At 69.6% G+C, this 13,388-nt stretch carries 13 protein-coding genes; 8 read left to right on the top strand and 5 right to left on the bottom strand.

Annotated elements, in window-relative coordinates; translation table 11 throughout:
* Window positions 1-11: 11 nt before the first annotated feature.
* The 3 genes from FHU34_RS20935 to FHU34_RS20925 form a co-directional block, all read right to left on the bottom strand.
* On the bottom strand, window positions 12-1,088 hold the full coding sequence (locus FHU34_RS20935) for an SMP-30/gluconolactonase/LRE family protein (protein ID WP_145783174.1): 1,077 nt from the start codon (window positions 1,086-1,088) through the stop codon (window positions 12-14).
* A gap of 168 nt (window positions 1,089-1,256) precedes the next feature.
* Complete coding sequence (locus tag FHU34_RS20930) at window positions 1,257-1,946, bottom strand: haloacid dehalogenase-like hydrolase (protein WP_167524858.1); 690 nt, start codon at window positions 1,944-1,946, stop codon at window positions 1,257-1,259.
* A gap of 28 nt (window positions 1,947-1,974) precedes the next feature.
* Window positions 1,975-2,361, bottom strand: a complete 387-nt coding sequence (locus FHU34_RS20925; RefSeq protein WP_145783171.1) for a hypothetical protein — start codon at window positions 2,359-2,361, stop codon at window positions 1,975-1,977.
* A 128-nt stretch (window positions 2,362-2,489) separates the two neighbouring features.
* Here FHU34_RS20925 and FHU34_RS20920 point away from each other — a divergent pair, with 128 nt between their 5' ends.
* From FHU34_RS20920 to FHU34_RS20900, 5 genes are all read left to right on the top strand, one after another.
* Window positions 2,490-3,668: a MalY/PatB family protein gene (locus FHU34_RS20920; protein WP_145783169.1), complete on the top strand. Its 1,179-nt coding sequence runs from the start codon at window positions 2,490-2,492 to the stop codon at window positions 3,666-3,668.
* A 156-nt stretch (window positions 3,669-3,824) separates the two neighbouring features.
* The gene (locus FHU34_RS20915; RefSeq protein ID WP_145783167.1) at window positions 3,825-4,499 is read left to right on the top strand and encodes an HNH endonuclease family protein; all 675 of its coding nucleotides are present in this window, start codon (window positions 3,825-3,827) and stop codon (window positions 4,497-4,499) included.
* Between the two features lie 79 nt (window positions 4,500-4,578).
* Window positions 4,579-5,421, top strand: a complete 843-nt coding sequence (locus tag FHU34_RS20910) for a helix-turn-helix domain-containing protein (RefSeq protein ID WP_425280544.1) — start codon at window positions 4,579-4,581, stop codon at window positions 5,419-5,421.
* Between the two features lie 109 nt (window positions 5,422-5,530).
* Entirely contained in the window at window positions 5,531-6,496 is a 966-nt protein-coding gene (locus FHU34_RS20905; RefSeq protein ID WP_244311761.1) for an alpha/beta hydrolase, read from the top strand.
* Window positions 6,497-6,501: 5 nt separating this feature from the next.
* On the top strand, window positions 6,502-6,858 hold the full coding sequence (locus FHU34_RS20900) for a DNA polymerase ligase N-terminal domain-containing protein (protein ID WP_244311760.1): 357 nt from the start codon (window positions 6,502-6,504) through the stop codon (window positions 6,856-6,858).
* Between the two features lie 32 nt (window positions 6,859-6,890).
* Here the strand turns inward: FHU34_RS20900 and FHU34_RS20895 are convergent, their stop codons facing one another.
* The gene (locus FHU34_RS20895) at window positions 6,891-7,610 is read right to left on the bottom strand and encodes a VOC family protein (protein WP_145783163.1); all 720 of its coding nucleotides are present in this window, start codon (window positions 7,608-7,610) and stop codon (window positions 6,891-6,893) included.
* 78 nt (window positions 7,611-7,688) lie between these two features.
* Here FHU34_RS20895 and FHU34_RS20890 point away from each other — a divergent pair, with 78 nt between their 5' ends.
* A complete protein-coding gene (locus FHU34_RS20890; RefSeq protein WP_167524857.1) occupies window positions 7,689-8,777 on the top strand; it encodes an NAD-dependent epimerase/dehydratase family protein in 1,089 nt (362 codons plus the stop codon).
* A 47-nt stretch (window positions 8,778-8,824) separates the two neighbouring features.
* Window positions 8,825-9,463 carry a TMEM175 family protein gene (locus FHU34_RS20885; RefSeq protein ID WP_208745046.1) on the top strand — a complete coding sequence of 213 codons (639 nt, stop codon included), beginning with the start codon at window positions 8,825-8,827 and terminating at the stop codon, window positions 9,461-9,463.
* A 190-nt stretch (window positions 9,464-9,653) separates the two neighbouring features.
* Here FHU34_RS20885 and FHU34_RS20880 read toward each other — a convergent pair whose 3' ends face one another.
* Window positions 9,654-11,501: an alpha/beta hydrolase-fold protein gene (locus tag FHU34_RS20880; RefSeq protein ID WP_145783160.1), complete on the bottom strand. Its 1,848-nt coding sequence runs from the start codon at window positions 11,499-11,501 to the stop codon at window positions 9,654-9,656.
* Window positions 11,502-11,795: 294 nt separating this feature from the next.
* Between FHU34_RS20880 and FHU34_RS20875 the strand changes: the two genes are divergently transcribed.
* Window positions 11,796-13,235 (top strand): AMP-binding protein, encoded by a 1,440-nt coding sequence (locus FHU34_RS20875; protein ID WP_145783158.1) that lies wholly within the window; start codon window positions 11,796-11,798, stop codon window positions 13,233-13,235.
* Window positions 13,236-13,388: the final 153 nt, after the last annotated feature.

Here is a 13,388-nt window from a genome sequence, read left to right as displayed (position 1 = left end):
ACCATTCGGGTTCAGTACGGATAGCCGGGCACGTTGAGCCGCACGCTGTACAGGCCCGAGTCGTACCGGGGCCCCGAGGTGACGAAGAGGGTCTGCCGGTCGGGTCCGCCGAAGGCCACGTTGGTCGTGCCGGTGTTGCCGGACCGGATCGTGCCGAGCTGGACGCCCGTGGGGGAGTAGACGTGGACCAGCGAGTCGAAGCCCGACGTCCAGTACACGTTGCCGGCGCAGTCGATAGTGCCGCCGTCCGGGCCGCCGATGTAGTTGACGAAGACACTCCGGGCGCCGGTGCTGCCGTCGGGCTGTACCGCGTACTTGTAGATCTTGTTCTCCGAGTACGCCCCCACGTACAGCGCCGTCCCGTCCGGCGAGAGCGAGATGCCGTTGGGCTGGCGTAGCCGGTCGTCGACCAGCGACACCTGGCCTCCGGCGACGCGGAAGACGCTGGTGCGGCCGTTCATCTGGTCCGGCCGGTTGCCGCGCTGGAAGTTGGGGTCGGTGAAGTAGACGACCCCATCCGAGCGCACTGCCACGTCGTTGGGTGAGTTGAACGCCCGGCCCTGGTAGTTCGCCGCGACGGTGCTGCGGCTCCGGTCGCTCAGCCGGTACGCGGAGACACTCCGCTGGTCGTGGGTGGCCGCGATGATCTGCTGCCCGTCGGCGCTCAGTGCCAGGCCGTTGCTGCCGGCGTTGGCGAGGAACGTGTCGAAGGTCGCCGGCGGGGTGAACCGGTGGATCGTGGACGGCTGGACGTTGTACGGGCCACTGCCGGCGGCCATGTCGGACATCAGCAGATAGCCGCCGTCCGCCACCCAGACGGGCCCTTCGAGGAAGGAGAAGCCACTCCGGATCTTCGTCGCGGTCATGGAGCTTGCCGGCAGCGGTGAGCCGTAGCCGGTCCCCGCCGGGCAGGCGCCGGGCGGTGTGCCGGGCGGATTGTCGAGCGCGGCGCCGGCTGCGGCGTGAGCGTTAACATGGGCAGCGCGCGGGTTTCCGGCGGGTGCTGCGGCTGCCCCGGTGGGCACCGCTGCGGCGCTGAGCGCGAGGCACAGACCGGCCAGCGGGGCCATGGTTGGACGCCAGTTCATCGGAGACTCCAATCGACATCGGCCGGTCGTGGAGACCGGCGATCGACGGCGTGCGTGGTCGCGGGGGCGGCGCGGCGTGAGCACTGGCCGTCGGTACAGTGTCGCAAGCATAGGTGCTCGTCGATATATTGTCCCATTGAACTCGCGCCGGTCGCGGGTCAGTGCTGGTCAGATGCCCTCATCGGCTGCGGTTTCCAGCCGATCGCCGCTCCAGGTGACGGTGGTCAGCCGGTCACCGAGCAGCCGACGCGCCCGGGCGACACGCCGCAAGTCGGCGTTGACCAGCACCGCCTGCTCCGCCGCGTCGAGGATCGGCAGATCCGACAGCGAGTCGCTGTAGACCATCCGCCAGGGCGGCCGCACTCCCTGTGCGGCGAGCTGCGCCAGCTTGGTCGCCCCGTGGTTGTGCACGAGCAGCTTCGGCCCGTCGATCTGCGAGGCCACGAGTTCGACAGCGGAGAGGCCGATCGTGTCGAGCACCGCACGCGCCAGGGTGTGTTCACACGCGGTGACCACGACGACCCGGTCACCCGCCGCGAGGTGAGCCTGGACCATCCGCAGACCGGGAGCGATGATCCGCCCTGGTTCCGTACCGAGGTCCGCGCCGAACCGCCCGAGCTCGGTCCGCAACCGGTCCGCGCTCCGGCCCGACAAGCCGACCCAGCTCATCAACCGGGCCACCCGCAGACGCCAGGCGGGGATGGCGGCGACGGGTGCGAGAAGCACGAGCAGGGCGACGGCGAGCGGCAGTCGCGCACCCGCGAAGGCGACGCGTCGCAGGAAGAGGGCGAACGCGTCCCCGCGTACGAGTACGCCGTCGAGATCGAAGAGGACGGTGTGGGCGGAGGCAGTCCTCACCGGCCCGGGGGGCGTGGACACCCCCGCGTCAGGTGGTCGCGGACGGTCGAGGAGCCCCGGCGCCCACCGCACTGGCGATCAGGAGCACCACCGCCGGAAGGAACGCCACGCCGATGCCCAGCCCGAGCAGCAGCCCCCACGCGGTGATGCCCAGCGCGGCCACCACGTCGGCGACCCCGGTCAGCCGACCGGCCCACTGCGCGAGAACCGGCAGCAACGCGGCGACGACGGGCACGCCGAGCAGATAGGCGGCTGCGGCCCCGGAATCGTCAACGGTGTACGGGGTCAGCGCGGCGGCGACCAGCACCGTGATCGCCAGGGCCGACCAGCGGGCCACCCTCCGAACACCGGGTGGCCGGCGGACCAGCACCGCGACGCCGACGAGCAGGACAGCGGCGATTGCGCCGACGGTCACCGGACCGATCATGATGCCCTCCCCGACCGCAGGTGGCCCCTCATCGACGGTAACAAGCGCGCGCAGCGCGACGACGTCCCCAGCCGTCAGCCGAACGGGTACGAAACGCAGCGGATTAGGCTTCGGCCATGAGTGGTGTGCTGAGCGGTGCCCGGGACTCGGCGAACCCCCTTCGCCAACTCACGATCGGCCAGCTCCGGCAGCGGACCAGCCTCAAGTGGCGGGAGTACCCCGACGACGTGCTGCCGCTCTGGGTGGCGGAGATGGACGTGCCGCTGGCCGAACCGGTGGCACGGGCGATCACCGACGCCGTCGCACGTGGCGACACCGGCTACACCACCGGCACGGCGTACCCGCAGGCGCTGGCCGAGTTCGCCCACCGTCGGTGGGGCTGGGACGGTTTGGCCGTGGAACGCACCACGCTGGTGCCCGACGTGATGCACGGCGTCGTCGAGGCGTTGCGGCTGGTCACCGACGTCGGGGACGCGGTGGTCGTCAACTGCCCGGTCTACCCGCCGTTCTACGACTTCGTGACGCACGCCGGCCGCCGGATCGTCGAGGCGCCGCTCGGCGAGGACCTGCGAATCGACCTCGGGGCACTGGAGGACGCGTTCCGGCAGGCTCGGGCCGGTGGCCGGCCAGCCGCGTACCTGCTGTGCAACCCCCACAACCCGACCGGCGTCCTGCACACCGCGGCCGAGTTGGCCGCCGTCGCCGGTCTCGCCGACCAGCACGGGGTACGAGTCGTCGCCGACGAGATCCACGCCCCGGTGGTGATCGGGGGAGCGCAGTTCGTGCCGTACCTCTCGGTGCCCGGAGCGGAGAACGGCCTGTCGCTGATGTCCGCCTCCAAGGGATGGAACCTGGCCGGTCTGCGCGGCGCGCTGCTCATCGCCGGCCCGGCGGCGGCGGGGGACCTCGCCCGGGTTCCGTTCGAGGCCAGCGTCAGCACCAGCCACCTCGGCGTGATCGCCCACACCGCCGCCTTCCGCGACGGCGGCGAGTGGCTCGACGCGGTGTTGACCGGCCTGGACGACAACCGCCGGCTCCTCGCGGCGCTGCTCGCCGAGCACCTGCCGGTCGTCCGGTACCAACCGGGTCAGGCCACCTACCTCGCCTGGCTCGACTGTCGGGCCCTGGGCCTCGGCGACGACCCCGCCAGCGTGTTCCTCGATCGGGGCCGGGTGGCGCTCAACCCCGGTACGCCCTTCGGCGCCGGCGGCGGTGGGCACGTGCGGCTCAACCTGGCCACCGCACCGGAACTGATCACCGAGGCGGTACGCCGGATGGCCGCCGCCGTCGCCTGAGAAGGCTGGACGCACGCGCCGCCGCGGCACGAGGTCAATGGTTGCCAGCCGATCCGTTTGCTCAGAAGCTGTATGGCAAGTCTTCAGGAGCGCATCGATCGAATGCCATGCTCGCCCTAGATGGTTGTCCTCCACCCCCCGCAGAGGAGACCCGTGATGTCGACGAGCCCATCCGCACCTCGCCGTTCCCGCCTGATGCGGCGCGCCGCCGCGATCGCCGTCAGCGCGCTCGCGATGACCGGCCTGGCCGCCACAAACGCCCAGCCCGGCTGGGCCGCGCCGCCCGGGATCCCCTCCAAGGCGACCGCGCAGTCGCAGCTCAACGCCCTGACCGTGGCCACGCAGGGCTCGACCAGCGGCTACTCGCGGGACCTGTTCCCGCACTGGATCACGATCAGCGGTAGCTGCAACACCCGCGAGCAGGTCCTCAAGCGCGACGGCACCTCCGTCGTCGTGGACAGTTCCTGCGCGGCCACCTCCGGTCGCTGGTACAGCCCGTACGACGGCGCGACCTGGACGGCGGCCTCCGACGTCGACATCGACCACGTGGTGCCCCTGGCGGAGGCGTGGCGCTCCGGCGCGAACTCGTGGACGACCAGCCGTCGGCAGAGCTTCGCCAACGACCTGAGCCGGCCGCAGTTGATCGCGGTGACGGACAACGTCAACCAGTCCAAGGGCGACCAGGACCCGTCCACCTGGCAGCCGCCGCTGTCGTCGTACCGGTGCACCTACAGCAAGATGTGGATCACCGTTAAGTACAACTGGGGTCTGACGTTGCAGTCGTCGGAGAAGTCCGCCCTGCAGAACATGCTCAACACCTGTAGCTCCTGAACACGACCACGACCCGGCGGCGCATCCTGGTGACGCGCCGCCGAGGCCGGGCTGTGCGCGATGCCCGTACGATCGTCACGTGCGTCCTGGTGGGCAGACTCGCGCCGGTGTGCCTCAGTGGGACATCGCCGTCCCGACCCGGCCGAGTCGGCTGGCGGGCACCACCATGGCGGGGTTCAGCGACCGGGCCAACAGTTTCGTCGACGTCGAGGTGATCCCTCACCCGGGTGTCACGATGGTCTTCGACCTCGGCGACCGGCCGCTGGTCATCGATGACGGCAACGGGCAGGAACGGCGGGGGCGTGTCGTCGCGGGGCTCGCCCCCAACCGTGTTCGAGGGCAGGGCCAGCCGGGCAGCTTCACGTGCCTTCAGGTGCGGATGTCGCCGGTGGTGGCGCATGTGGTGCTCGGCGCCGCGTCCGAGATGAGCGGGGCCGTGCTCGACCTCGACGATCTCTGGGGGAGCGACGCCCTGCGGACCCAGGAACGGCTGCGCGCCGCCACGTCGTGGGAGGACCGGTTCGCGGTCGCGGAGGCCGCGTTGGCGCGGCGTCACGACGCGGGACGCGCTGTCGATCCGGAAGTCGCCTTCTCGTGGGGACGGATGGTGGACAGCCGAGGGCGGCTGCGGATCGATCGGCTCGCCGCTGAGGTCGGATGGAGCCGCAAGCGGTTGTGGTCACGTTTCCGGTCGCAGATCGGCGTCACCCCCAAGCGGGCCGCGCAGCTCATCCGGTTCGACCACGCCGCCCATCTCCTCGCCGCCGGTCACACCCCCGCTGCGGTGGCGGCGGACAGCGGCTACGCAGACCAGTCCCACCTTCATCGGGACGTCACGACGTTCACCGGATCGACGCCCGCGAAGGTGGCAACGGCGCCGTTCCTCGCCGTCGACGACGTCGCGTGGCCGGTCCGGCGCTGACGCACTCGCGGAGAGCCGGTGGCCGACGGGCCGGGAACATTCGTCCAAGCCACCCGTGGGCACCGACTGTGACAGTGAGCTTCCAGCGTCGTCACGCCCAGGAGGACCCATGAGAACCACGGCTCCGCTCGGCACCCGTCTCCTCACTGACACGCAGGACTGGGAGGCCATGAGCGACGACCAGGTGATCCTGGCGCGGGACAAGGCCAACCGGGCGGCGACGTCCCGAGCCGCCTGGGTCGTCACCGGCCGGGTCGACAGTCGCGCCCAGGTCTCGGAGGAGACGATCGACCTTCCGGGTCGCCGTCTGGTGCTGCGCGTACACCGACCGAAGGCCGCAGGCCGGGAACTGCCACTGATCGTGTCCTTCCACGGTGGGGGGTTCATCGCGGGGACGGCGGCACAGAACGACTGGCTCAACAGCCACCTCGCGGCCCGATGCCCTGCCGTGGTGGTGTCGGTGGAGTATCGCCTCGCCCCGGAGCACCCGCTGCCCCAGCCGATCGAGGACGGCTACGACACCCTCGTCCAGCTCGTCGAACACTCCGCCGCCTGGGGTGTAGACCCGGGTGCTGTCGCGGTCATGGGTGAGAGCGCCGGCGGCACGATCGCCGCGCTCATCGCCCAGCGCGCGGCCAAGGACGGTCCGCCGCTCGTCGCCCAGGTGCTGAACTACCCCGTCACGGACTGGACCGAGACCATGACCGGGTACCCGTCGATCGACGAGAACGCCGACAATCCCACTCTGCCGCTGTCCCGGCTGCGCGCGGCCCGACGGTTGAGCGTCCCGTCCACCCTCGACCCGCGCGGTGTGTCACCCCTCATGGCCGACACCTTCGCGGGACTACCACCGGCACTCGTCGTCACGGCCGCGCTGGATCCGTTGGCCGACCACGGACGACATTACGTCGAGCGACTCCGCGAAGGCGGCACCGATGCTCGCCTGACCTGCCACGCGAGAGCCGTCCACACCTTCCTGAGCATCCCCGGCCTGGTGCCGGCCGCCCGGCCGGCGCGACGCGAAATCCTGACCTTCCTGAGACGCCACCTGCACGCGGCTCAGCGGCGAGAATAGAAAGAGTGGCCCCTGCCTTCGTGCTGCACCACCACCGCAAACCACGACCGCACTTCGACCTGCGGCTCGAGGAGCGCGGAGTGCTGCGCTCCTGGGCGGTTCCTCGGGGCCTGCCGGACAGCCCGGACGACAACCGGCTCGCGATCGCGGTGCCCGACCACGACCTCGATCACCTCACCTACGAGGACGCCGACAAGTCGATCGCCGACATCGGCACCTGGGAGGAGCACGACCGGACCGACCGCCGGATGCTGTTCACGTTGCACGGCCGCACCGGCCGACGGCGCTACGCGCTGATCCGTACCGGCGAGGGGTGGCTGCTTCACCTGACGAAGGAGCAGTCACCGGACGACCGCGGATAGCCGGCGCGGTTGCGGCTCGTGCGCCGTTCGGCTCAGCCCATCGCCGCCGCGAGGTCGGCGGCGGCCTCGAACGTCGACGCGGCCCGTTCGGTCTCGTCAGCGGTGAGCGCGACACGGTCGACGCGGGCCAGCATCTCCGCCGCCGTCTCCTGGTCGTGCAGCACCATCGCCAGTTCGGCACGGTAGACGAGCACCTGCACCTGCGCGACCGGGTCGTCGTCGGGTTGCGGGTGCGCCAGCGCGCTGTCGAGAATGCGGACGGCCTGGTGCGCGTCGCCCCGGGAGTCGCCCTGCACGACGGCGTTCGCCAGGGCCTTGGCGAGCCGCCCGGCCGGCAACGACTCCGGCGTGGGGGCCGTGGCGGGGCTCTGTACCACCCGGATCCAGTTGCCACCGGGGTCGATGACGCTGAACCCGCCCAGCCCGTCGGCATTCCGGCGCGCCCGGGGCCGCGTCATCCGCGGAACGCCGCCTACCAACACCTTGCCGTACGCGGTCCGCATGCCCGCGGCGAATGCCCGGTGCAGTTCCTCGATGTCCGAGGTGAGGACGAGACACGAGCCGTAGGACTGTTCGGGGTCGAACCCGGGCATCTCGAAGAAGTGCAGGTGCAGATCCTCGCGTCGCAACGCCACGTACGGGTTGGGCTTGCGCTGCTGGTGCGTGGAGTGGAATCCGAGTGCCGCGTAGAAGGTGGCGATGTCGTCGATGGACGCGCAGGGCAGCAGGGGAATGGTCACCTCGTTGGTCATGGCTCATTCCTAGGTGGCGCGGGACACCGCTCGCACATGGAAATAGCCGAACGTCGCCGCTTGCCGTCCGATCGGGCGATGTGGCAGGACGTCACCAGGGCATTGTCAGAGGCGCTCGGCCGGCACGAAGTGCCCTGCGTTCGAGGTCGTGGGCGCGCGTTCGTTGCCCCGATTTCCGGCGACTGCTTAGGTGGGGCCCATGCGGGTGGCGACGGCGTGAGGGTGATCGTTCTCGGGGGAACCTGGTTCGTCGGGCGGGCCATCGTCGCAGCGCTGCGGGCGGCTGGGCACACTCCGCTGGTGGTCCATCGAGGACGTGCCGAGCCAGCCGATCTCGCCGACGTGGAACATCTCCACGCGGAGCGGCAGTCCTGGCCGGCTCACCGGGACACTCTCGCCGCGTTCGAGCCGGGCGCGGCGATCGACGTGTCGGCGGAGAACGGGGCGGGCGCCCGAGCGGCACTGGACGCCCTGCCTTCGGGCATCCGGCTCATCGCCCTGTCCAGCGTCGACGTGTACCGAGCCTACGAAGGCATGTTGGCTCGCCAGCTGACCGACGCGGTCCCCCTGACCGAGGCATCCGCCCTGCGCACCGTGCGTCACGTGGAGGGGCCACACTGGGAAAACCTTGAGCTGGAGGAACGCTACCTGGCCGCCGGCGCAATGGTTCTTCGTCTCGGTGCTGTCTACGGCGAGCACGACTACCAACGCCGCTTCGAGCCGGTTCTGCGGCGCATCAGAGGTGGACGGACAGTCCTGCCCGTCGGCGCTGGTAACTTCCTGTTCAGCCGCGTCTATGTGGGAGACGTTGCACGAGCGGTGCTTGCAGCCGTCACGTCAGACCATCGACGCCACGGTTGCTTCAACATCGTCGAAACTCAGACTGCTCCCATGGGGCTGTTCTACGCACAGATCATCGCCGCAGCCGGGGCTGATCTCGAGCTCGTTCGCGTCAGCGACGAGGTATTGCCGGCCGACCTTCGCGCCAGCGCGGCCGTCGGCCAGCATCTCCTGGCCAGCGGGCAGAAGGCACGCGATGTGCTCGGATGGCGGGACTCCGATCCGCAGGAGGCCCTACGACGCTCTGTGCAATGGCATCGTGCGAATCCGCCGAAGGACTGGGATGCCGATTTCTCGGGTGACGACGTGGCGCTGCGGACGCTCTGATTGCGGTATGCGGCGGTGACGGGGCTTCGTCTCCGCATAATCAGCGTGTGGAGTCCGAAAATGACAATGGTCGGTTGGTGCGTCAGCCCGGCCGGCTGATTTCGTTCAGCGATGCGGTGTTCGCCATCGCCGTGACACTCCTGGTGTTGGAGATCCAACCTCCGCAGGATTTCGGGCATCTCCTCCGGGGTCTCGGCGCGTTATGGCCGTCCTACCTGGGATACGCGTTGAGCTTCCTGCTCGTCGGGCAGGTGTGGGTCAACCACCACGTCATGTTCGACCGTGTTCGGCACGTCGACCGGCAGGTCCTGTTCCTCAACACGTTGTTGTTGATGGTCATCGCCTTCCTGCCGTTCTCCACCTCGCTCCTCGCCGACGCCATTCGCGCGGAGTTGGGGCTGCGTACGGCGGTTGTCGTCTACGGTGCGACGCTGTGGACGGCGGCGGCCCTGTTCAACGTCATCTGGGCCCATCTTCGCCGGGCCAAACTGCTGGACCCCGACCTCGGACCCTTCGGCATTCGCGCCATCGGCCGACGATTCGCGCTCGCGTTGGTCTGGATCGGCTCCGGAATCCTCGTCGGCGCCTTCGTGCCAATAGCGGGCGTCGTCATCATCGCTGGCTTCCTGCCCGCCTACTACCTGCCCATCCGCGGCGAGTACGGCGAGGGAAGGGCGGCGCCCTAGCCCCTGGTGTGCCCTCACGCCCTCACGCCCACGCCGAAGATCCGAGCAACTTCCGGGACATTGCTGCTTCAGACGTGCGGGAGACACCAACAACCCTGATGTTGCGACGGTCTGGGTGCGCAAGGACTGGCCCGGGAGTGGCTCGGTGTGGGCCGACGACGGGAGGTCGCCGGCCCACCGGGCCGACTGGCTATCGGACCCGAACGTGCTGCGGGCCTGCTGTCGCGCGAGCGTAGGTCGGGTCACCGGAGTAGGTGACGACGACCGGGTGCACCCCTGCCGACAGCCCGGCGGTCGACAGTTCGACGACGGCCTCGCCTCCGGACAGCGCAACGGTCCGCGTGGTGCCGCCGACGGTGACAGCGACCTCGCCGGTCACCTTCGGTGCCTTGCCGTGCGGCGAGTGGGCACGCACGTCGACGTTCACAGTGAGCGTCCCACCACGGACGACCGAGGCGGGTGTCGCCTTCGCGCGTACCGTCGCTCCGGCCGCGCCCGGTGGCGTCAGGGTGACCTGGGCGGTGGCCCTCCTGGTCGGGTCGACCACCGACGTCGCTACGACGGTGAGCGACGACGCGGTCTCGGCAGCGGCCACCGAGAGCAGGCCGTCAGCGGAGACGGTCGTGCCCGTCGATGTCGCACCCTCGACCGACCACGTCACCGCTGGGCTCACACCCTCGTTCGTCGTCACCTGGGCGTTGAACTGCCTGGTCCAGTTCCAGCCCTGCGTCAGGCGGGCCGTCCCCGGCGTCACCGACACGGTGTCGACCCCGGACCACAGGTGGTCCCTCGCGAAGATGGTGAAGAGCTGACCCGCCGTCATGCCGTCGTGCGCGCCCGGAACCTGGGTCGTCGCGGCGGCGTACCCCCGGGCCCGGAAGTTGTCAGCGATGGCGTTCTGGGCGTTGAGGTTGCCCTCGAAGACCCCGTTGCCGAGGAACACGGAGAGTGGTTCGTCCCCGACCGCGGCCGCGATGTTGTCGTAGTCCTGTGCGGTGAGGGACGGATTGCCGGAGAAGTGTCCGTAGAACCCGAACGTGGTCGGGTAGTTCCTGATGACGACCCCGCCGGTCATCCCGCCGTAGGAGAACCCGGCGTAGGCGCGCCCCGTACGCTCGGTCGAGACGTTGTAGTTCTCCTCGATGAGGGGAAGGATCGTCTGGACCAGGTTGTTGGCGGCGTTCGTCTGGTTGTAGGAGGCGAAGCCGAGGCTGGTGCCGGTGAAGTGGTTCCCCATGGTGACGACCACCGTCGGCTCGATCTCGCCCTTGGCCGTCATGTTGTCCAGGATGTTCGGGACGTTCGCCGGGACCATGAAGTCGGTCTCGTCACCGAAGATGCCGTGGGCGAGATACGCGACCTTGTACGGCTCGGGCCGGTTGGCGTCGTAGTTGGCGGGCAGGTAGACGCCGAGGTGGTGGCCGCCGTCGCCGAGGATCGTGGTGTACGGGACGTACTGGACGGTGCCGCGCCGCGAGCGGTCCTTGATCGGCAGCTCGTACTCGGCACGTTCCCTCAGCACCGGGTCGTTCTGCTTCTTGTCGTACGGCACGTACACGGCATCGAGGACGTCGTTGTTCCTGACCCGGAACGAGGATTCGCCGGGCGGCCGAGGATTCGTCGAGGCCGGATCCCAGATGCGCTTGTTGACCCAACCCTGGGTCGGGTCCCAGACCCTATACCAGTAACTGAGACCTCCCGCGTGCAGCGGGAGGGAGACTGACCAGTTTCCCTTCGCGTCCCTGGTCATGTCCCGGAGGAACTCGGTGCCTCCGGCGTGGTAACGCCCCGGCTGCCAGGCTTCCGGCTGGTACCGGGTGGTGCCCGTGCCGACGTCCAGCAGGGTCAGGTCCCCGGCCAGGCGGACCTGGGTGGCGGAGGGATTGTGGTAGACGAACCGGACGGTGTACCCGGTCGGTGAATGACGGTCCTTCTTGACGGTCGCGCCCTCCACTGTCGTGGGCCTGCCTGCGGCGGAGGCTGGTGTGGGTGCGATGGCGCCCGCACCGAGTGACACGAACGCGAGCAACGAGATCACACGCCTGAGCCGGCGTCTTCCGATCGCTCTCCTCATCCGACAGTGCTCCTCTGTCTCATGACGCTTCGCCTGATGGGGACGGGTGCAGGCGAAGCGACCGGTGGGTGGCGGCGTCCTCGACCGTGGGCACGATCGATGGACTCGGCGAACAGCTAAATCGAATTAGCATCGGGAAGTCTCGCTGGATGGTCCATCGGGTGTCAAGGGGTTCGAGGTCGTTAGGGGTGGGCCGGCGGAGGGCCGGTCCGTAGATTGAGCTGCGGTTGCGTCCGTGCGGCCGCGAGGGGGCTGGCCATGCTGTTGCCGTCGTTGTCCGGAGATGGGCCCGACCGTGCGGACGCCGTGAGCGTCGATGGCCACGTCATCTCCCGGGAAGCATTGCGGGCCAGCGCGGGCGCGGTGGCCGCCGACATCGCCGGGGCCGCGACGGTGGCGGTGCTCGCCAGCCCGAGTGTGCCGACCGTGGCCGCGATCGTCGGTGGTCTGCTGTCCGGGGTGGCGGTGGTTCCGGTGCCGCCGGACACCGGCGCGGCCGAGCTGGCCCATGTGCTCACCGACTCCGGGGCCGAGCTGCTGCTGGCCGGTGAACCGGAGGCACCGGTGCTGGTGGACTGTCCGATCCCGGTGCTGCCTGTCGACGTCGCCCGACGCGGTGAGCTGTCGGGCGTCGACCCCGACCCGTCCACGACCGGGTTGATCCTCTACACCAGCGGCACCACCGGCCCACCGAAGGGCGTGTTGCTGAGTCATGCCGCGATCCGGGCCGGCATCGACGCTGTCGCGCATGCCTGGGACTGGACCGACGAGGACGTCCTCGTGCAGGGGTTGCCGCTCTATCACGTACACGGCCTGATCCTGGGTCTGTTGGGGCCGCTGCGGGTCGGCTCGCCGCTGGTGCACACCCGGCGGCCGACGCCGGGCCGGTACGCCGCCGCGCGAGGTTCGATGTACTTCGGGGTTCCCACGGTGTGGGGCCGGGTCTGCGCCGAGCCGGCCGCCGCCCGCGCGTTGTCCGCGGCCCGGCTGCTGGTCTCCGGCAGCGCGCCGCTACCCGCACCGGTCTTCGCCGAGCTGGAGGCGCTGACCGGGCACCGGCCCGTCGAGCGGTACGGGATGACCGAAACGCTGATAACGCTCAGTACGCGGGCTGACGGCCCCCGACGGGTCGGTTCGGTCGGCCGTCCGGTACGCGGAGTGCAGGCACGGCTCGTGGACGACACGGGTGCGCCGGTGCCGGCCGACGGGCGGACCTTCGGTGCGTTGCAGATCCGTGGCGCGACGCTGTTCGACGGCTATCTGCACCTGCCCGAGAAGACCGCCGAGACGTTCACCGCCGACGGCTGGTTCCGCACGGGTGACGTGGCGACTGTCGACGAGGCGGGGGACTTCCGCATCGTCGGGCGGGCCAGTGCCGACATCATCAAGAGCGGCGGGTACCGGATCGGCGCCGGTGAGATCGAGGACTGCCTCCTCACCCACCCGCAGGTGCGCGAGGTGGCGGTGGTCGGTGCCCCGCACGCCGACCTGGGCCAGGAGGTGGTCGCGTTCATCGTCGGCGAGGAGTCGCTGGCCGCCCGGTCATTGGTGACCTATGTGGAAAAACGGTTGTCCCGGCACAAGCGACCCCGCCACGTGCACGTGGTGGAATCATTGCCGCGCAATGCCCTGGGCAAGGTGCAGAAGGCAACATTACTGTCGCTGTTGGAATCCGGAACCTTGCCGGGCAGTGTCTGACGTATGTCATTCCGGTGACCGCCTAGCCGAAAGGTGGAGTTTTGGCTGGGACCTTCGGGCATCTAAGTGCCTCTCGTGTTTTCGACCCGTGGTGACTGCTCGTAGTCTCTAGTCGAACACGGGGGGTGAGTCGTGCATCTAGATGTCTCTATC

The organism is Micromonospora taraxaci, from assembly GCF_007830095.1.
Taxonomy (GTDB): Bacteria; Actinomycetota; Actinomycetes; order Mycobacteriales; family Micromonosporaceae; genus Micromonospora; species Micromonospora taraxaci.
Note: the sequence above shows the minus strand (reverse complement) of the source record. Positions and strands in the feature narration are given on the sequence as shown.